The organism is Pseudoalteromonas sp. PPB1, assembly GCF_015356275.1.
Taxonomy (GTDB): domain Bacteria; phylum Pseudomonadota; class Gammaproteobacteria; order Enterobacterales; family Alteromonadaceae; genus Pseudoalteromonas; species Pseudoalteromonas rubra_D.
The window spans coordinates 1-20427 of sequence record NZ_JACEQV010000010.1 but is presented as its reverse complement, the minus strand read 5'-3'; the positions used below and the strand labels follow the sequence as shown (position 1 = coordinate 20427).

The following is a 20427-nucleotide window of genomic DNA, read 5'->3' as shown; positions in this document are numbered from 1 at the left end:
GCCAGCCCCTCCAGCGCCCAAGAAACGCAAAAAAACCGGAGACTATTGGTGTGATAACCTCCACTGTATGGATAGACACAGGCCTTGTGCTCATTTACGGCTCACAGCTAGATGCCAACTATCACCAGCATGTTGCTATACAGATAGTATGGCCATGTTGTGACTCATCCTCTGAATTGAATGGAGAGACGCTCCGGGGCCAGGTCGTGATCGCGTCTAAACACAGTCATTGTCTTAAAATGTCCAAAGGATGGATCTTATTAGTAGAGCCACACAGCCTGTTAGGAGAACAGTTAGAAGCAAAGTTACAAGGTCAGTCTATGGTTTCCTTTGAACTTAACGCTGACTGCAAGGCATATCCCCCCTTAGACAAGGAAAGCGCTTTTCAGCTTATTGCGCCAATATTCCGAGTAATTTCAATTGACCAGACTTTACTAAACTGTAATCAGAGCTCAGTCACTGATGAACGTATCCAGAGGTTACTTGAAAACCTGGATGCCTGTTTTGTGGCCGACTGTATTAAGCCGCAGCAATGGCGTGCAGCAAGCGTCGCACAAACCCTTAATCTTTCAGAAAGTCGATTTCTGCACATCTTCAAAGATCAGGTTGGTATTGCGTGGCGCCCTTTTCTGTTGTGGCGAAGATTGATTTGTGCACTACAAGCACTCGTAAAAGGCAAGTCCGCAACAGATGCGGCCTACATAGCCGGGTTTTCTGACAGTGCACATCTTAGTCGCACGTTTCGCTCTACATTTGGCATGAGTATCACGCAAGCTAAAAACCTGGTTAAGTAACCCGGCACGATTATGCCCTTTTGCGTTGGCAGATCAGGTTAGAAAACGCTCACACAATTGGAGGGGTCTGCTTGCTGCAACTTTAAGCCATTATTTGGAGAATACGTTTTCAGCCAACCACTTCGCCGCAGCTAAAACAGATGCTCAGAACGCCAAGAGTCTAATATTGTTTTAACCTAATTGGACAAACTTAGTGCAACTGTCCGTCCATCACTATTGTGCTATCGGACGCACGCAGTCTAATTCTTCCAGAGTATTATCATAAATGGACCTTATCTCTCCTGAAAGAGCCATACTTTCAAGAATGACCTTTAACTCTCTGGAAAGTGACTGATGCCTAATATGAAGATAGTGGTACACAGTCAACTCTGAAATTGCCGGTTCTAATCTCCTAATTTTATTTAGCCCGAGCTTATTAAGCACACATTGACCGCTTTCCAGATCAATAACAAAGTCGACCTTTTTTTGCTCTAGCATTGAAAAGGCCTGCTCAACCGAGGGCACTTCTACCAGGCTATCTTTATTTAGATGTTTTGTAGCCAGCTCAAACCCTCGCACAATCGCCACGCGATAGCGGCTGATCACGCGCCAATCGTAAATTCTGAAATGCAAGTCATGGGTATAAACATAAACCTTTTCGGAGGCGAGCGGTATAGGCAGCATAGTTAAATTTGGGTAAGACCGCTCCATATTTGGTATACGAGCAAGTATTCCATCTGTTACCCCTCGGTTTGCTGCATACAGAGATCTGTTCGCGGGGTACCTCTCATATTTCACTTCAACCTTAATTTGGCTATAAGCTCTATCTAATACACGCTTTGAAGAGACTGAATATAAGGTTGGCTGAATAATAGGCATAGATAACGTGATATTCTGTACTTCAGAGTATAATCGGCAGGGCGCTAGTATAAGCACAAAAAACAAAAAACTTTTCTGACCCATTGACATATATCACTCTCTCATATGGCGACCGTTCGGTTATTCTGTGAAATAATTGTTGAAAAGCTAAACTACCACTTATAGGTTCATATCGCTCATTCCTAGTTTGCCCTAACAAAATACGTATGTACATTTTCGCCTTCATAAAGTTTAGACCCGCGTCACAAATCTTTCCAAAGCACAACTTTAACCACGCAAACTCTGCTATGAAATTTGCAGACATCACTCCAAACGTGAGCGCTCTTTCGCTCCCAGAAACCCAAGCCTTTGTGCTCCATATCCAAAGACAGGCTAATGACACTAAGTATCTTGAATTTGTTCCCAACAGTACTAACAGAAAATTGACACTGATCGTGTCATCATTCACAGATGCCATCAGACAGTGGTTTTTTACCCTCTATTTTCAAGGCGTAGAAAAGCGGTATCAGCATACTGCTCAGCCTGGTTCGAAAAATGCATAAATGGGTCAAAGTCAATCCAGAGAATGTCACCAACATGAATAAAAGCACCAATACAGTTTATGTGTTAAGTGGATATGCGAAATGTTCAATCTCTCACACAGGGAAGTACAAACTCGGCAATAAACACTCCATTGGCCTCTTAACAACCGATGAAAACTATCAGGACAATATGCATCAGCTTAAGACCTTTATTAAGGACTTAGGGTGGGAATCCATTATGTTTTGTATGGTGGAAGAAGTTGACGACATTAACACCTTATCGAATGACGTTTTAATATCCAGTTTTCATCGTGCTCAGAAAAATGGTCAATCGCTCGTGGTGAATGATCTCCCTATTACCGTACATTGAGATAAACACTGTTGGTTGCGAGTTAGAAAGAGACTAGCACGCAGCGTCTCAAAGAGTCGCCTTGCTCAGGAGTATGCCAAAACAAACTCCTGTGATGCTAAGTACTGAGACAAATGTCTGCATACCGTTCTGGCGGTTTTACGCTTGGCGCGTTGTAAACGCTATATTCTTGGCACACCATTTAAAAATGAAGTCACTTCACTGGCGACATTTCCCAGTGCGGCGGCAACAGCCTCGAGCTCGGCCCGTTTCATCGTTTCACGAAAATTCGTATCCGTTGATGCCTTTGAAGCTATGAAATCTTCCGTACTGACAATTGACTTAACGATTACTCCGGAGCGTATATCCAGTAATATGGACTCGACCGAGCAGTAAGATTTCGAATTGTTGGGATCAATGAATTTGTATTTCTGGTATGAATAACAAGAACTTGTATAAGCCAACAGTAAATCTGCCTGAAACCTGGCTGCAGCTTCCCTTAACGTCGAGACCGATCTTTTTTCTGAAACCAGCATGGCTGGTAAAAAAGAGGCATCATAAACCCTATCAGAAGAACGCAACTTAGTGATCAGTGACTTCACCAGTGAGTCATTTAGTACAGTAAAGTCATTAGAATAAGCACGCCAATATTTATCTTGACTGAGCTTAAGCACTGCGATTCTATTTTTCTCGGGCAACCTAACCTGATAATTGAGTAGTTCCTGGATCCTGTCGTTGTTATTACCTAAAACTGGATCACCCACTAGACTATTTTGAGAGTTCGATGCCTGTTCCTGATAATAACTTGACGGGCGCTCAACCGATCCGACAGTTGAACAGGCCTGCAATAATACACAAAAAAAGACGCCATATATTTTTTTCATTGTATTCCTTTCCTAACCTTCATTTAATTAATGGGCTGCGCTTCTCTATCATTAAAGTGCACTTGGTAAAATCACACTCAGGAGCAACACAAACACCAAGTAAAATAGCACACCCAAGTGATAACCAAATAGGGAGCTATTGATTGAATTCCCTTTTCTATAAGATAGGTATACACCAGCAATGTATGGCGGCAAACCAACCCCAATGCCAATGGTCAGGAGAAGAAAAACAGCCTCCAGAGTGTCATTTTGTTCGGTTAACTCGCACTGGAGGTCATCCCAGTTTCCGCATCCCCTGTTTATGCCTGTTCCACCAGAAAGCCCATCCGCTCCGTTTGTCCATATATCGAATCCTTCCGAATTGTTTTCTCCAGGCATAAGATATAAATAGTCTCTCCCCCAAGGGTCTTCTGGCAACCCATTAAGGAGCTTTACTTTTTTACAGGGGCAATCTTTACTTACAAATATTTCCCGGTTTAATAAGCTTAAACCTTGTTCATTGGTAGGATATCTGCCAAATTCCTGGTGATAATACTCAACGGCTTTAGCCAGCTGTTTAATGTCCAGAGACGCTTTCTCTTCCGGCGATAGATCTCTAGTCGAACTATGAATAAAGCCAGAAATTAGAGTCATAGTGATTAATGCCATAACTTTAATTTTTTGCATTACTGCTCCCCTGCTCCCATTACTTGCGCTGGATACCCAGCCGCCAGACAATGCTAACCAGAAACCCAATCTCACAAGTTGTAAACCTAACAACATGAATCTATCCTGACGATAAATTCACTCGACTAAATGTCTTTGATTAATTTTTAGTGAAATGGGTTGTGAAGCAGGATGCTCAACAGGCTTTGTGTGAAATTTGGCTCCGAGGGCAGGGCTCGAACCTACGTCCACCCGGAAAAAGAGCCGGGCGCTCTACCACTGAGCTACCTCGGAGACTGTCAGATTAGTCTTTTACAGGTTTTCCTGAAAAAACACCAGTCTTCTTTAATACTTTTGCCAGACCCGGGTTTGAGACTGTAACACCATGAACAAGTTCCGGCGTTAATCTAAACTTGGCGACTTGAATATCAGGTGGTGGTGCAGTCCAACCTTTATGCACCGGATCAACGCCATAGCGACGACACACACGCTCCACGAAGTGCCTGCTACATTCAGCCTCTCCAGATAGAACCTCCCAGGGCAACGGCACTTCATTCCAGATTTTGGTATCCACTTCAAGTGTCCCCTCTTCATGGTGGTGCCATGCAACAACATCCGCAGCCATCAATCTCAGTACTTTTCCAGGGCATAAGACATCAACAATATCTTGCATACCCAAATCAAAAAGAAATCTGAACCAGGCATCGCGCACTTTATTCCATGCACCTGCGGTGTTGTTCCATGTCGTTGAGTCATTTCCGCGTTTTACGATCATTGTCTGTCTGGAAATGTCAGATTTGCCCCAAAGCTCCTTCAAAAATTCCGCTAATTCACACAGCACTGAATACCAGGTACCCAGCATCTTTCCTTTCTGTTCGTCGGTTAACTTACTAAGCACAAATGGCGCGGGATAAACATGGCTTATTGCCCACCAATTTGTAGAGTTGGCTCGCATACAATCCTGAAATAGCTGATGTGCTATTTCATCGTAAGGTCTTTGCTGTTTATCGGTTGTATATTCACTTCTTAAATTGCATCTGGCCACGTAGTAAGCGATAAACGCAGCCGTCAAAGCGTCATCGAAAAAGTGGTGTTCATCAATTGTAAAGGCCAGTCCAGATTTGCTTATCAGCGTAAACTCTCTTTTTTTAAGCTCCCTGGCAAGGCGAGCTCTTTTCGCTTGAAGTCTGCGCAAATATCTGAATTTTTTATTGTACTGTCGTTTAGATATATCCAGATTTGCCGCTTTTCTTTCAAGCTTGTTTAGCCTGTCATGTTTAAAGTCTAACTTGGATGGGTCTCCCCCTAATAAAGGGCAAGCTTGTTCAATCAGTGTATCTGCATGCTGCGGAAGTGCTCCATTATCAGGTTCAAACACCACGGACGGAAATAGCTCTTTACCTTTATTCAATTGCTTTTCACATCCTATGGGGTTGAAGAACTCATCGGACATTGACGAGTAACCAAATTGATTATTTGACAATGCGCCCTCAGCGGCCAGCTTAAGCTTACTCATCGTTTCTTGAGTTAATTGCAGTTCGGGCAATTCTAGTATCACCTGCGCTATATCTTCAGGCCTCTTCCGGCTATTGAGCGATGTAAATAGCGTTTTATATTGCTTGCTATACATAATCTTATCTACATTGTTAACGGCATGCGCCTTCAGGAATTTTTTGATTATTACGCTTCGCTTTAAGGGCTATATTACTCAACCAATAAACGAACCAGACAACACTTTTATCCTAAGAATAGTAAATTGATCATACATCATTTGCCATCAAAAAGCGGTGACGAGGGAATACGAGAACAGTCAGAATCATTAACAAAGTTTGGACAAGGCAGCTGCCAATTACAGCGGGCGCTGCCCGCTCACCATTTCAAAAGCACCAACAAACCCGTAGCTAAAAGAGCGGCTCATAAATAAGCCCCAAGTGAAAACGTTAACCGGATCCAGTTAGCAGAATTGAACAAAAACAGGCTTAGCCAACAACAACCCGGTTCTGTTACTCACCTTCCATCTCGTACTGCTTAAGTATCGACAACATATTCTCTGGTATTGGAGATTTTTGCCCTGTTTTCATATTAAACATCACCACATTCGCATACCCCGTTGTGCATATCGCCTGCTGTGACTCACTAAACGCTTCATAGCGCATGGTGAAACGATCTTCTTTAATGTCGGTAATATACGAACCAATATAGAGGGTATCCGGAAAAGTAACTGGTCGTTTGTATTGGGCATAAGTATCGCGCAATACAGGACTATGGGTGGGTTCTGATAAGATAGAAAGTAGTCCTGTTTGCTTTAAAAAATCGATCCGTGCGGTTTCAAAATAACGAAAGTACGACACGTTGTTCACATGCCCCAGCGCATCCATTTCACCCCATACAACGTTGATCTTGGTCTTAATTGCAAACTTCTCGAAAAATTCCTGCATGATGTTGCCTCTCATTATGATTAATGACTTTGAGAGTAACAACTCATCGTACCAGCAACAAGCACTATTCGACACACCAACCGCAAGCAGATAAGAGTGGCGGAGTCAGAGCTTCTCCGAAGGTTCTAAGCTCTGACTGCGCCAGCGTTGAAGGCTCATACTATCAGGCGTCTGTATGGCTCATCATGTATGACTTGCTATATCCTCACTTTATGATCCACATATTATTTACGATCGGCACGTCTTGTGTTCCCCCCCAAAAAGAAGTGGTACGGCAACCAGAACCATGAAAACCAACTTTTTTACCGGATGCAAATGCTGCTAATGCGCTAGAAACCATTATATTTTTTCCAGGAAGATCGTGAGGGATATAAACTCTAAATGTTGACGTACATTCATCCAGATTGTCTACAGCACCCGATATATACAAGCTGACAGCCCCATTTTCATGAGTAAAAAATCGTGTAATCTCTACACCACTAGAGTTTAAATGAGTAATATATTTACCAAATGCACTTGTACTAGCCAGCATACAAGTAAATAGTACGAGTAGTTTCTTTTTCATATTTCCTTAATCCAATTGAGCAATATATACCGACACATAAGGCTGAACGCTTCTACCGAAGCCCGAAGGCTGTGTGTTTGCAAGTGCAACTTTTTTGGCAACAATCACGACTCAGAATGATGCATCCGGTTATTTTTTGTTTAATAAACTGGGACTGTATCACGAGATGACTAGACAGGTACATTTAAATATCCTAGTAAGCTAAGTCGCTGTAGCTCTTAACTAACTACTTGTATCGACAGCAAGCATCCAACATTTTTGATACTCAGAAAATGCATAGAAATAGTATGCTTTTGAACAAAAGAATGGACACATTGAGCAGGGAAACCAAATGAACTAATGGCATACTTGCATTCACTTGATATGCAGATCCGATTCACATTACTCCCACATAATCACTCCCATTACAAAGACCAAATTACACTGGGTGTCTGCACAAAGAAAGAGATCTTTGAATCAACTGTTCGATTGGGTGTCTTTGATTTATTTGTTTGATTTATTTTGCTGTCATGAATGCAAGTCAGTTTTCAACAATGCATATCTCAATATGGAGAGAAGACACTAATTTGCTCATAGGCCAGGTGCATATTACAGACCTGACCCCCATCACAAACTAATGTGAATATCGCCCAATGTTAGAATGGGTGTCTTGAAAAACTCCTGTCTTGAAAAACTCCTGCAAAAACTCTATCCCAGTATTGGCAGTAGTCCAAAAACCAGTACCGTACACCCGATTAATGAAAGGAGTGATCCAATACGTACCGTCATCATAACAACGAGTTCAGTTGTAATATTAGCTGTGAATCCAGCCCCCGCGATCGGAAGCGCTTGACTTGCACCTGTTACTGACGCAATGGTTATTCCCAGCCAGATAAGCATGAACCCAAATACGGAGCCATAGGCTGCAAGCAATTCCAAAAATAAAGACAGCTCCACGAGTGACCAGATAACACCAAAAAGGGCCACTGCCATACCACATTGAACAGCCGTCAAGTGACCAGAAAGCGCCATCCGGGAATTTTTTACAGCAGGTATCAATGCACCTTGTATTAAACCAATGAGAAAAAAGGCAATTCCAATAAATATAAGTTGTGCACCTGTTTGTGTAAGCTCCATCACCTCACTCCTTGCATATATTCAGCGGCAGTATTAACAGTGCGGCATACACACCTGGCAATGTAAAGCGAAGTACTTTGTTCAGGTTGTTTTTTACATCTTTGAAAGGTATTCATTGTTAGTCTCCAGTAAAAAGCACATGGTAAACAACGAAATACGTGAATTCATTCACCTAGATTCATTTTTTAATTTGCTCAAAGTCTGGGGAGCAACCCCCAGGTAAGAGGCGATATGATATGACTTAACTTGATTAAATATAAAAGGGTACTCTTCAAGTAAGCGCGCGTACCTTTGGGCAGCAGTCTCTGACATGAGAGAAAGGACACGTTTGTATGTGGCAGAATAATAGGTGTTATGTATCCATATTCTGGTTAAAAGCTCCCACTTTTTCTCTTGTGATATGAACTTATCAAGCTTATTCAGAGACGTTACGTAAAAGACCGAATCTTCAAGGGTTTCAAAGTTAAGCATTGAGCCTGTTTTTTCGTAGAAGCTAACACTATCGTCCATAAAGTGATTCAAACCATGTTTACTTTTCCCGCGAAAATAGAGTTGCCAGGTGTGCTCCTTGCCATTCATATCAATCAAATATGATCTGGCTAAACCGCTTTTTATAAACCATATTTCACTAAACACATCACCTGCATGGTGAACCGTCGTTCCTTTTTTAACACTTTTGATATCAAACATTCCGCAAGCATCCCCCCATTCGTCATCAGTGACAGGAATATACTGCTCAATCATTTTTCTAAAATATTTCATAAAGCTACAGTTGTCGGTTTTTGAAATTACGCCGTGGCCTTAAGGTTCTCCGATACTTAATGAAAATCAATTTGATAAAAAATCACGGTATAGCCTGAGCGAATTCATTCTCGTCAAAAGAAAAAATAGCCACATTATGCGTTATTTCACAATCCTACACGAAGTGCTCAGAAAAAACTGCCCCGATATTGATACTAAACACTTTGAAACATTCAGATTTCCAGTGCTCCCTCTCACTAGCAGTACAGAACCAGGCAAAGATGTCAGGCTCAGAAGAAGTTATTTTATAACAGTGAAGTGGATACGTCGGATATATTGCGAATATGTGCTGTTAAATGGCATGCTGGGAGACCTGGCCTATGAGACTCGACTGGTTCCATCGTTAAAACAAACTCACGTCACCTTTATTGGTTGACAGCCGCTCAACCAATGACTGCAAATCGACAGAAGCTTTGTTCACTGCGACAGAGACCTCATCGCTTTGTGCCATTTTTTCCAGCGTTTCAGAAATCACCAGCATTTGCGCAACGTCTTCAACAATACTTTGCGAAATATCTTGTTGGTGCACCGCATTATCATCTACTGAATGGGTCACCGTGATCAGGCTATCAAATGAAGTCGAGGTTTGACCCAACACACTGCTCACCTGTGCAACTGATTGCGCGGTTTGCGTTGTTTTAGATAGACCTGATTGTATCGAGGCCACCGCTTGTTTAGAACTTAGCAAAGTGCCGTCGATAATGTCTTTTATTTCAAGTGTTGAATTTTGGGTTCGTGTTGCAAGGCTTCTCACCTCATCGGCAACCACCGCGAACCCTCGCCCTTGTTCACCAGCCCTAGCGGCTTCTATTGCGGCATTGAGCGCCAATAAGTTGGTTTGCTCTGCAATATTTTGAATAACCTGTAACACATTAACAATTTCAGAAGACCGGCTTTCTAACTGCTCAATATTACCTGCAATTGCTTGCATTTCACCAACCAACTCGCCCATATCTTTATCAGCTAAGTCCAAAGAAGCTGCACATTGTGCTGTCGCTTCGCTTGTTGATTTAAAAGAATCGAACGCTTGTTTTGAGTCCATTTTATTCTGCTCGGCGATGGTGGATAAGCGTGCAGTAGCCTGGTTTAAACTATCGACTATTTTGCTTTGCGATACTGAGCTATGACCAATTTCGTCGGAAATTTCTGATAGCTTAGCAAAAGCAGTACTCACTTCATGGTTGACTAAATTAATGAGCCCGACACTGTCAGATAACTTTTCTTGCATATATCGCGCACTCTGAACCAACTCTCCTATCTCATCACTTGATGAATGCGAAATGTTCTTTGTGTAATCCCCTTCCGCAATCGCTTTTAATACTTCATTGAGATCGCCAATCGGCCTGACAATTATTTTTTGAATATATAGCAGAACAAACGCAACCCCAATAATTGCGGTCAACATACTGATCAAACTTACTGTAAAACTAGTGCGTGATGAAAAATCTTTTAAACTTTCAAAATTATCATCCACACTTTCATCTATTTTCAGAACAAGCTCTACCAGTGATTCGCTCAAAGCCCTGTCTATGCCTTTAACATGTTGATCAGCCTTTTCTATATTTAAATCAGAAGACAGAAAAATATCATAGCCAGCCTTGTATTTTCCTGTCGCATCACTATAGTCTTTTAATATTTTAGAGATAAGTGTTTTAACCGCCATAGAGTGCTGTTTTGACTGCCCAATGTTCTCGAGTACCCTTTTCACTTCATTTTCTGAGTTTAAAAAACGCTGCCAATATTTATTTCGCTCTTGGACTGATTTAGAGCGGATCAGTACATTTTTCCATTCTTGCACTTGTGTTTTAAACAGCGATAGCGCCAACCGCCCCTGGTTGGCCGCATGTATATTCTTATCTTTAAGCTCAACAAATTGAGATTCAAGCGTATGCAAAGTAAACAACATTGCAAGTACGACAATAGCAAACATAGCTAACATTGCAGACATTGGTGTTAACAGCTTAACTTTTAAGGAGCTTTTCATGGACTACCCCACAACACACTGATACTCAGTTAGTAAGGATAGAACAATTTTCAAACTCTTTATTTCTCTATTCAAAAATAGCTTTGTCTAGAGAGGACAGTGCTTCATACATTTCTAAAGTGAAACTGCCAGCTGTTCGCATTTGCAACTAGGGGTGGGTGTCTCTTTACTTATACTTACTAAAGTGACACTGCCAGCTGTTCGCATTTGCAAATAGGGGTGGGTGTCTCTTCACTTAGTTCTTTTACTTATTCTTACTTATTCTTACTTATGCATCTCTTATGTACTGCAACTATCTTATGCACTGTAAATTTCGGGAAAGAAAAGGCTCTGATTAAATCATAAATTGCAGAAATGGCACTCGCTGAACGCTTTTACCGTGCAATGAGTCTCACACGATGTACAGAGAACGTTAAGTACAGACACATATTGTTAACCAGCAGAGCCTGCATTTGGGATCTGTCCAACTCAATGGGCTGGATGAAAAATCATATCGATCTCTCAATGACTTTTTGCTTTGCAACCAGGCTAGCTCTGTCGCTTTTAAGTGATAAGTGAACCCCGACACTTCAAGAGACTTATGTTATGAAACAAGGGTTAAGCCACTAGAAACCTTTAAATACTAATTAATTGGTGTTTTATAAGGCTATTTGACAGCACTTAAGCAATCAAAATACACTTTACTATCTTGATAAGTTGGTGGGTAAAGTTCTGCTTGTTCCATCACACTATTCATAACACCGATAATCGCCCACTCGATATTCTTTAGCTGACTTGATTTGACCTCATAATAACCAACAGAGCCACACTCTTTGAAGGCTCTTTTTAAAATAGGTTTACCTTGATTGGGAAGCGTAAACTCATGAAGAGCTTTTCCCTTAAAGCGAATATTGTCTTGATAACATGTCATATATGTATCAACACCGCACCGCTCTTTTGCCACTTCCAAGTCAAAATACTCCATAACAATACAGGTATTTGGCATTGGAACCATCTGAGGGCAGCGCCTTTTTATTATTTCGCAATCTGTGCCTGACTTTTCACAGGCCTTGGCTGCCAAGCTTTTCAACATTAAGTCAGCAGATTCTCTTTTGCCAGCAGAAGAAGCTGAACTGAAAATTATCAAAGAAAAAATAAAAATACAGCGGATCATTAAGTTATCTCAAAACTCTGAAAGAAAGCCAACACCTAAATATAAGGCACAAATTAACAGGTTAATATTTAGGTAATTCGGAATGGTTACCTTGGTATACCCTACTTAAATCTGTGCACCGGAAGTCTATATTGTTTTAGCCGAAGTGTCTCTTCAATTTTCTGCCACTTGTGCAATCCGAGTATAAAAAAATTGACCCGGCCAGAGTTTGTCATTGAGTTGACATTGAAGCAAGGTGTGTTTGACTGGAAGCCTGTGATTTGCTAATTCTTTATCACATGCCACTGTCCAAAAAGGTGTTCCACACATTGGGTGTTTGGCAAGCACACACCTTTGGGGTTTACTGTACCAAAAGCATAAATGCCTTCGCCTGTTCCGTTTTCATCTTTGTATGAAAACGCTTTCCTAATTAGCCAGGCCCCATGGTAGTGTTGAAGCCAGAGTGATTGTAAACCGGTTTCTTTATATGGCCCAATAATTTTACTCAAATCTGGCTCAACCACTTTTTTATATTTGGGTTCGCCAGCTTCCCAGGCCATTGAGCTTTCATCACGCTGATGGGATTTGTCATGCCATTGGATAGAAACATACCCGGCGTCCTCTGTGGCACGCATAGCTTCAACAAATTGATCAGAATAAGTAAAAACAAAAGTAAAATGCTTAATTTTACTTTCTGGCCAATAATACATTGACTTTATTAATAATATGAAAATTACTGAGAGCAGACTTATGTACAAAAGCAGTGTCTTCATACATCCAATACCTTAAAAAAACAGCCGAGTTTAGAAACGTTCATCTCATCACCTACGCTAAAGCCTATGTGTTATACTTGGAAATGAACAAATGGTGCTAGATATCTATAAAAATTTTTCTTTTAAGAAAATTGACCTAGAAAAAGAAGCGAATAAAACACCCACCAATAGTCCTAAACCATTAGCGCCTAAATCGAGCCATTCTCCATAGCGATTAACATAAGGCTGAACTAACTCAATAACTCCACTATAGACTAAAAAACCTATTATAAACAGCGACCACCTTTCAGGTCTCGCTAACGCAACTGGAAATGCCAAAGCACCATAAGCAATAAAATGATGAGTTTTGTCTGTACCAGGAACCGCAGGAAGACTATCTACTGGATATAAAGACAAACCTGTAATTAGCAAAGCTATTAAGGCTGTGAATGAAAGCCAATGAAGTTGAATTAAGTTTAATAAAGGTTTCAAGATATACTCCGAATCAACAATAGCCCCAAACCAGCTTATCCTGATGAGTTTTTTGATTGAAAAACACTCTGCGATGCCCATGGCTTGGATCATAGCCATATATTACAGCCCATTCGAGCTTGATACCATGGTATGTTCTAAATTGACGATACTAGACGATTGAATTCCATACTTATTAGCCAGAAGCAATGAGAGTCATAAATATTTAAACTCGCCCCACGGAAAATTAGCCAGAGCCTGGCAGTACAAAAGCGCACCAAACCTGAATTTAGAGAATTCAAACTAATACTGAAAAAAGCACTAACCCAGTAACCGCTCACACTGTGTCAGATTGGCTCGACGCCTTTTATGAAGATGCTCACAGTAATTTGTCATCACTTGCTCTCGCCCTACCGCGCCATGAAAGACCTTCGTGAACTGCGTAGTTAGTTTGAGCCAGTTATCCGGCTCTATTTGTAACCTCGCCAACAGTGGCTGACTATCGCAGATATAACCTCGCTTATCTGCACGCATGCATCGGCCTGTTAACTCTACCAGTTGAATGTAATAGCTCAGCTCAAACGGCAGCCCTTTGGGCATGTACTTTCTTGGATTACCTGCAAAACGCAATAGGCTTTTGGGCTGCTTTCCTTGCTGTGCATGCTCAATACGCTGTTTAACGCTGGTGTAGTCTGACGTTTCCGGTGTCTCTGCCATTTTGGCTCTGACTGGGTTCAGGTCAACGTAAGCCAGGCACGCTGCCAATGCCGCTTCATCCAGCAAAGCCTGTGACTTGAATCGCCCTTCCCAAAATCGACCTGTACAACCATCTTCTTTGTTGGCCCTGCGGGCAATGTCTTCATTAAGCACCCGCATAAACCAGCTGATGCTTGCAAGCCGGAGTCTGAATTCAGCAATATCAGCTGCCAACATACTGTACTCGGATGCACTCAGCTGATCTCCATTTATGAATTTGTGCATCAGCCAGTTGCCTTTAAACTGTTTATGCCAGCGAAGAACGATTGCTTTGTCTGATATCCTTTGCGCTTTTTTATCATCAACATACAATACAATATGCGTGTGATTACTCATAACCGCGTAGCCACATACATCGATGCAAAACACCTTAGCAAGGGTCAGTAATTTTTCCTCAACCCAATCTCGCCGATGTTCATATGACTTGCCCGTGAGACGGTCTTTACCGCATAGAAATGCCCGGCGAACACACCGGGATATGCAGTGGTAATATTTAGTATCTGATAGGCTAACCTGCCTTTTTCTTGCCATTGGCATAATCCAGCATCCTCAGTCCATTGAGCATGTTCTAAAGATAGACAACGTATCATCTGCATACCAAGTTTTTGAAGGGATCCATATAGCGCTTAGCATATCCATCTGGAAGACTCGATCCTGTGACTATCCTAAACTTTGCGTTCCAATAGCAGGATCGCTACGTTTTATCTTTTAATGAGGATGTCATCGTGACTTTTTTGAAACTTAAATGTAAACACAAAGGGTATCAATGTAACTTTTGGTAACCTTCTAGACCTCTCCAAAAACTAGGACAAGCATGACGCCAACCCATGCTCTTGATCAAGGTACAAGACTGACTTAAACTAGGTACTTTATAACTTCCAGTTTCAAAACTGTTGAATTTTTATAAATATCAGATGAAATTCAATTTTTATTGGCTTATCTAAACAATCATAAACAAAAGGACATTTTGTGTTTTACAAATTAAAACTTGCTTTATTAAGCATGGCAGCTTTTTTAGCTAGTGCGGATGCATTCGCACTATTTAATAGCTCAAAAACCAGCTTACCTCAATCTTGCTATAATATTAACTATGCTCTAAACGCAAATGGCTGTATTTTGTCCTCTACCAGATCCTATGCTGGTAAACGAGGCTCAATGCAACTAAAACTGTATACCAATGACTCTGGTGCTCAAGCTTATGATCAACCAATAATTGTAGTAGCACCTTATCCTGGCGCACTGCTTGCAGTTAACAATAACTCAGACGCTATTTACCAAGATCTAGACCTAGTATTTAGAAATGCTTTTATGGGTGCTAGTCCGTCAGAAATTAAAGCAAGATATCCAAACTCTGATATTTTTCTTTTTGCCTATGAATATGAGCAAGGTAAAAGGTTTGGCTCAGGTGACCATATACAGCTCAATGCCTTCACGGTGCTTCAAGGTATTGAAATGATAAACGAAGCCAATCAAACCAATAACCATAAACCAAGCATTTCAGTACTTGGTACAAGCTTGGGTGGTGTAGTATCTAAATATGCCATCGGTTATGCGCACAAATATGGTATCGAAACCAACATTAGAACATGGGTTACCATAGATTCCCCACTTAAGGGAGCAAACATACCACTGGCTTATCAAAGATTACCTTTATTTATTGACTCAATGCTCGATGATTTCGGTAGTATTGGTGTAATTAGCCTATCGACTTTTGATTTTCTCACTTCAGCTCTAGATTATACACCACTTTTCTTCCTTGAGTTGTCTGAACTAACTAGCGAAGCCAAGCGAGCAATACGTGATATACGTTCGATGGTGCAAGTATCATACGAAAATATACATTCCACCTCATCTAAGCAACTATTGATAAACCATATTGTTGATAAAAATGGGAGCTATCGCTCAACTTTATTAAGAGAGTTAGACTCGATGCCCCTCCCTAACGATATACGAAAAGTTGTATTTACTAATACATCTCTTGTAAACAGCTATAATACACCTTCAAACTGGAATGCATCAAAATTTATTGTTGCACCACATTCAGGGAATCCCGGCGAATTAGAAGCTGCTGATTTTACTTTTAAGGAAAACACACCTAATGGCAATCGAAACGAGAGTCTATTCAAGTCTTATACACGTGTAGATCGACCTTTCGGCAACGATAAACATGTAAAAGAGGATACAAAATTGAATGAGTTTCCTTATTATCAGTATGTAAACAGTGCTCCCGGCACTAATATTGGCCTTACCCGAAGTATGTTGAATACGATAAATAACAATATATTAGAGGCGACGCCTTCCCATCCAGCCTATGCTAGATGCCATAACTGTCAAGAGCCGAATTTTATTCCTACTTTTAGTGCTCTAGACATTGATCCGGCCGTGTATGGGACTGACCTAAACAGGCTTAAAGGAGCAAGCCATTCTGAAACACTTCAAAAGCTTGAGGCGGCTTCTCCGTTCGACAGAATTCATCATGTAAATAGCCGTACACACGATTACGAATTTAATGCTTCTGACATGTCTAAGCTAGATTCAGAGTTACAAGGCAGGCACGATTTAGCCTACCTAATACCAGTGATTAGCAACCTATTAAATTAAGGTTAAAATAAAAGAGCCCATCAATTGGGCTCTTTTACTCTAAAAACCATAAACGTAAAATCAAAGACACCCATTCCAAATTGAAATACCCTAAGGGGGCAGATTCAACTTGGATATCCGCGCTATCTCCGACACCAAAGCCGACCTTACGTAATGCTTCACTTCTAAACGTAAAATCAAAGACACCCATTCCACAAGACAAAAAAATCAAAGACACCCATTCCAAATTGAAATTCCCTAATGGGGCTGGCTCATGTTGGATATCCGCGCTATCTCCGACAGCAAAGCCGACCTTAAGTGATACTTCACCTCTTACCCCGAAGCCGCCAAAAAAGCCAAGGACATCAATTCTACATGGGACTTCCCCTCGGGAAAAATTTACAAATCTCGGTGGGTGTCTTTCATGTGTTTCTCCCCCGAAGCCGCGGTGGGTGTCTTTTATGTGTTTATGTGATTTTGGTATTTTGCAATTTTAGGAATGTTACTCTATGTCAGTTAGCAATCCATTTCAAAGCGCGTCTTAATAAGGCCTTAGATCTGTGATTTAAATTAGCTGACATAGAATATTGAACGGCCCCTGTACGTTACTTTGAGTTTAGAGACCTAAAGTTAGACACACCAGGGTAAATCGAACATTCATGATATCCACTTACAGTGACAGTTTTACCGGCTGCGTATGCTGCCATAATTAGACTCATATAGGCTTTACCTGTTGAAGTAGATATATCCACAACATAATCAAAATGTTCGTTAGTATGACATGATGCCTTGTATTTAATTGTTCCATTCACTTTAAAAAACAGCTTATCGCCATAAACAGGACCAGTTAAAATAGAGGTGATTTTTCCTGTTTCATTAGATGCAGCAAAAGATGCTCCACTGAACATCAAGCACGCAGCAAGTAAATATTTCATGAGTAACTCCAAAATAGATATTATTATCTCGCCTATTATACTGATTAAAAGATCAAATGGGTACAACTTATAGTAAAACAGCTCGGCAGGATACCCGGCATTTCTAGCCTGAATTCATATTTTTCCACTATAGCTCGATCCACAATATATTAAGCAATAAATTGAAAAATTGGTTTCCACTCAACTTAAGTGTTGATTTAAGAAAAGTCAAAGATACGCATTCCAAGCAAAAAAGATACAGGTATCGGTGGATGCCTCCCAAATTTGTGTTGAAGATATATATTAATGATCAAATTTTTGGCTAAGGGGCATTTCACCAATAGAGTCAGTTTTCCCTCTACAACCAATAGTAAATGTGTCATCAATTTGCACTATCGCAAAAGATTTGAGACTTAAAATTACTAAAGTGGAATATATGAAGAATCTAATCATCTATGGTGATGTCCTAACGCTGCAAATAAACAGCAAAAAATAGTTGGCTAAAATTTGTGAGGCGCGAGCAAAGCCAACTTTTTTTGTCCAGCATTTTTGATTCTCCTTGTTAGGCAACCAATTATGTAAACTTAAACAGTGCCACTATTGCTAACACATATATTGTATTAGCTTTCCATACACTGTTCTTTTTTGTGAACTTTAACACTGAGAGGCCAGCGAAAATGGAGGTAAGTATGATGAGAACAGCCTTAAAACTATACGCAACATATGCTTGATGTGTCTTATATTTCATTCCGCCATTTGACACCATTACTTCAGAACCGAATCTGTATTCTTCAATCATTCTCGGCTGTTCTATTATTCCAAGCATATAGTATTCCCAACCAACAGCTAAGAACATCAACAGTAGATAGCTAAAAAGCACCACAAATAAAATCTTGCTGAACACTCTCATGGTTACCTAACGTCTTAATAAACAGTGAAAAATATCAGGCTAAACCAAGAGAAGAATGAGCGCAAGCCTGCTATTTTGTATCTATCGTTGAATTAACTTGTTAGGTATCGCTAGCGAAAATTTCTATTCTTATTTTTTGCCACTCTTCCCACACATTTTCTGAATCAATATCCGCATAGCCTCTACTCTCCGCAGTTGCTGCAGCAACATCTTCTGGAACCAGAACATATGTGGAAGAATCCTTTATCTTTAGAACCTCCGTTTCTGTCAACTCAGCTTCTTTAAACTCTTCTGCACGAATGAGGAGAGCAACTAAAGGCGGGATGTAATTTTTAACTTCTTTCATTAAATGCTTCCATCTTAAAACTATTCATAAAGATATCTAGCGCCTTGAAAATTGGCAACATTTGCTGGGTTGGTTTATGCACGCGAAGCGCAATACATATAGCGACCCAGCAATTTTTCCCTATTAATCAATTATTAGCTATACAGCACGCTCAACTCTGAAACTGTAACAACCATAAGCAGCATATCTTGCAATTACAAAGCTAACCTTTTCATTAGTTAAAAACTCTTCAAGGTCTGACTCTGCTTGCTCAGGTGATGTCAATTTTGCGTCTAATATACGCTCGTTTTCACAGTATGCTTTTAGCACAAATGTATGACCTAAATAATCGGTTTCAGATCCATTTGGCAATGGCAGTTTATTACTATCAAATTCTCCCCTCTGTGAGTTTGCCAACACGAAAATTGGACCATATTCTTTATACGGGCCTGTTTTTGTGAATGGACAATAACTGGCCAATATTAATTCTTCACCAACCTTTGCTCCACGAAGTACATCTCGACATGGCTCACCACCTTTTGCTTCCATGATTTCTACAGGTTGATTTTGATCGTCTATACCTAAATTTCTAACTTTATCTAAGAAATCCGATCTTACAGGTACCACTTTATACTTCATTTTATCCCTTAAATAGCTAACGTTTTGCTAAGGGGCATTTGACGCTTGATTAAACTTGCACGACGCGCAAAGCCAACTGTTAATTGCCCCAGTGAGTTTACGAACGAATTTGAAAAACTTGCTATGTGAACATTGCTTAAAAAAATACATTCTTGATAAAAACAAAAACAATGATGGCACCTAAAACTGTCAGGTATATTTTGAGCTTGGTTTTAAATTTACTCGCAACAGTTTGTTTTGGGTTTAGTGAGCGATTTTTCCTATTTAATGCGATTCTTAAAAAGGGAGCCAACTTCTTTCTGACCATTTTTTCATATGCTTTTGCTTCTCTTAACATCTCTTCTTCTGACTTCGGATCTTCATTAACGCTTAACTTTGGTGCGAACTTCGAAACGTCAGATTGTGCTTTATAATATTCCAACTTCTCTTCTTGAGTTAAAAAAGAAATCGTTTCTTCATCTAGTAAATCCATTTAACATCTCCAATTCACATAACACCTTAATAAACGGCGAAAAGTAGCAGGCAAAACTAAGCGAAGAATAAGCGCAAGCCTGCTGTTTTACGTCCACTTTTTTCATTAACTTGTTAAGCGCCCTGCTTCCAAACCAGCATACATAAAAGACTAAGACCAAAGACAAAACTCATGAATGAGAAGATAAATAGTCCTTGACCAAAGTACTTAGCCCATGTTTTAGGGTTGTCATGACTTGCCACATAAGCAACGAAATGCATTTTACAGAATACAGTAAATAAAATAGAGCTTGTAAAAAGGGCCAGTGAGTAGGCTATTACCTGAGAGCTAAATATAGATGACAAATCCTTTATTATTGAAATACACACAAGAATAGCAGCAGTATTTAGCATTACCTGAAGCTTGAGGTAATCCATGAAAAAGCTTCTTGCTTCTTTAGTTAGATCGCCATTTTTAAGATAAATATGATTCATAGCTTCCCTGTACTTAACAATTTATTCTACCCCAACACGTCGAAACAG

At 40.4% G+C, this 20427-nt stretch carries 22 protein-coding genes and 1 tRNA gene; 4 read left to right on the top strand and 19 right to left on the bottom strand.

The window, feature by feature from the left end:
- The first annotated feature begins 50 nt into the window (after positions 1-50).
- Positions 51-794: a helix-turn-helix domain-containing protein gene (locus tag IY568_RS25290; protein ID WP_323744743.1), complete on the top strand. Its 744-nt coding sequence runs from the start codon at positions 51-53 to the stop codon at positions 792-794.
- Positions 795-1007: 213 nt separating this feature from the next.
- Here the strand turns inward: IY568_RS25290 and IY568_RS11600 are convergent, their stop codons facing one another.
- Entirely contained in the window at positions 1008-1742 is a 735-nt protein-coding gene (locus IY568_RS11600; RefSeq protein WP_194867618.1) for a substrate-binding periplasmic protein, read from the bottom strand.
- A gap of 197 nt (positions 1743-1939) precedes the next feature.
- Here IY568_RS11600 and IY568_RS11595 point away from each other — a divergent pair, with 197 nt between their 5' ends.
- On the top strand, positions 1940-2194 hold the full coding sequence (locus tag IY568_RS11595; protein ID WP_194867617.1) for a hypothetical protein: 255 nt from the start codon (positions 1940-1942) through the stop codon (positions 2192-2194).
- 34 nt (positions 2195-2228) lie between these two features.
- Positions 2229-2543: a hypothetical protein gene (locus IY568_RS11590; RefSeq protein ID WP_125562480.1), complete on the top strand. Its 315-nt coding sequence runs from the start codon at positions 2229-2231 to the stop codon at positions 2541-2543.
- Positions 2544-2704: 161 nt separating this feature from the next.
- On the opposite strand, the gene IY568_RS11585 is transcribed toward IY568_RS11590, so the two are convergent.
- The 13 genes from IY568_RS11585 to IY568_RS11525 form a co-directional block, all read right to left on the bottom strand.
- Positions 2705-3406, bottom strand: coding sequence for a hypothetical protein (locus tag IY568_RS11585; protein WP_138539451.1), 702 nt, complete (start codon positions 3404-3406; stop codon positions 2705-2707).
- A 51-nt stretch (positions 3407-3457) separates the two neighbouring features.
- Positions 3458-4072, bottom strand: a complete 615-nt coding sequence (locus IY568_RS11580) for a type II secretion system protein GspG (protein ID WP_194867616.1) — start codon at positions 4070-4072, stop codon at positions 3458-3460.
- A gap of 197 nt (positions 4073-4269) precedes the next feature.
- Positions 4270-4345 (bottom strand) — tRNA-OTHER (locus IY568_RS11575).
- A gap of 10 nt (positions 4346-4355) precedes the next feature.
- On the bottom strand, positions 4356-5681 hold the full coding sequence (locus tag IY568_RS11570; protein WP_194867615.1) for a hypothetical protein: 1326 nt from the start codon (positions 5679-5681) through the stop codon (positions 4356-4358).
- A gap of 373 nt (positions 5682-6054) precedes the next feature.
- A complete protein-coding gene (locus IY568_RS11565) occupies positions 6055-6489 on the bottom strand; it encodes an acyl-CoA thioesterase (RefSeq protein ID WP_125561929.1) in 435 nt (144 codons plus the stop codon).
- Positions 6490-6694: 205 nt separating this feature from the next.
- A complete protein-coding gene (locus tag IY568_RS11560) occupies positions 6695-7054 on the bottom strand; it encodes a hypothetical protein (protein ID WP_138539454.1) in 360 nt (119 codons plus the stop codon).
- 687 nt (positions 7055-7741) lie between these two features.
- Positions 7742-8170 carry a hydrogenase gene (locus IY568_RS11555; RefSeq protein WP_228553304.1) on the bottom strand — a complete coding sequence of 143 codons (429 nt, stop codon included), beginning with the start codon at positions 8168-8170 and terminating at the stop codon, positions 7742-7744.
- Between the two features lie 168 nt (positions 8171-8338).
- Entirely contained in the window at positions 8339-8932 is a 594-nt protein-coding gene (locus tag IY568_RS11550; RefSeq protein WP_138539455.1) for a Crp/Fnr family transcriptional regulator, read from the bottom strand.
- Between the two features lie 382 nt (positions 8933-9314).
- Positions 9315-10955, bottom strand: coding sequence for a methyl-accepting chemotaxis protein (locus IY568_RS11545; RefSeq protein ID WP_125561937.1), 1641 nt, complete (start codon positions 10953-10955; stop codon positions 9315-9317).
- Positions 10956-11601: 646 nt separating this feature from the next.
- A complete protein-coding gene (locus IY568_RS11540) occupies positions 11602-12108 on the bottom strand; it encodes a hypothetical protein (protein ID WP_125561939.1) in 507 nt (168 codons plus the stop codon).
- Positions 12109-12371: 263 nt separating this feature from the next.
- Positions 12372-12860 carry a hypothetical protein gene (locus IY568_RS11535; protein ID WP_194867613.1) on the bottom strand — a complete coding sequence of 163 codons (489 nt, stop codon included), beginning with the start codon at positions 12858-12860 and terminating at the stop codon, positions 12372-12374.
- A 105-nt stretch (positions 12861-12965) separates the two neighbouring features.
- Complete coding sequence (locus IY568_RS11530) at positions 12966-13430, bottom strand: VanZ family protein (RefSeq protein ID WP_228553302.1); 465 nt, start codon at positions 13428-13430, stop codon at positions 12966-12968.
- 201 nt (positions 13431-13631) lie between these two features.
- Positions 13632-14603 (bottom strand): transposase, encoded by a 972-nt coding sequence (locus IY568_RS11525; protein WP_194867612.1) that lies wholly within the window; start codon positions 14601-14603, stop codon positions 13632-13634.
- Between the two features lie 432 nt (positions 14604-15035).
- On the opposite strand from IY568_RS11525, the gene IY568_RS11520 reads away from it, so the two are divergent.
- The gene (locus IY568_RS11520; RefSeq protein WP_194867611.1) at positions 15036-16667 is read left to right on the top strand and encodes a hypothetical protein; all 1632 of its coding nucleotides are present in this window, start codon (positions 15036-15038) and stop codon (positions 16665-16667) included.
- A 584-nt stretch (positions 16668-17251) separates the two neighbouring features.
- Here the strand turns inward: IY568_RS11520 and IY568_RS11515 are convergent.
- From IY568_RS11515 to IY568_RS11495, 5 genes are all read right to left on the bottom strand, one after another.
- Positions 17252-17581 (bottom strand): hypothetical protein, encoded by a 330-nt coding sequence (locus tag IY568_RS11515; RefSeq protein WP_125561948.1) that lies wholly within the window; start codon positions 17579-17581, stop codon positions 17252-17254.
- A 989-nt stretch (positions 17582-18570) separates the two neighbouring features.
- Complete coding sequence (locus tag IY568_RS11510; RefSeq protein WP_194867610.1) at positions 18571-18816, bottom strand: hypothetical protein; 246 nt, start codon at positions 18814-18816, stop codon at positions 18571-18573.
- A gap of 138 nt (positions 18817-18954) precedes the next feature.
- Positions 18955-19434 carry a DUF1203 domain-containing protein gene (locus tag IY568_RS11505; protein WP_194867609.1) on the bottom strand — a complete coding sequence of 160 codons (480 nt, stop codon included), beginning with the start codon at positions 19432-19434 and terminating at the stop codon, positions 18955-18957.
- 136 nt (positions 19435-19570) lie between these two features.
- Positions 19571-19906 carry a hypothetical protein gene (locus tag IY568_RS11500; RefSeq protein ID WP_194867608.1) on the bottom strand — a complete coding sequence of 112 codons (336 nt, stop codon included), beginning with the start codon at positions 19904-19906 and terminating at the stop codon, positions 19571-19573.
- Between the two features lie 113 nt (positions 19907-20019).
- Positions 20020-20379 carry a hypothetical protein gene (locus tag IY568_RS11495; RefSeq protein ID WP_194867607.1) on the bottom strand — a complete coding sequence of 120 codons (360 nt, stop codon included), beginning with the start codon at positions 20377-20379 and terminating at the stop codon, positions 20020-20022.
- Between the last annotated feature and the right edge of the window lie 48 nt (positions 20380-20427).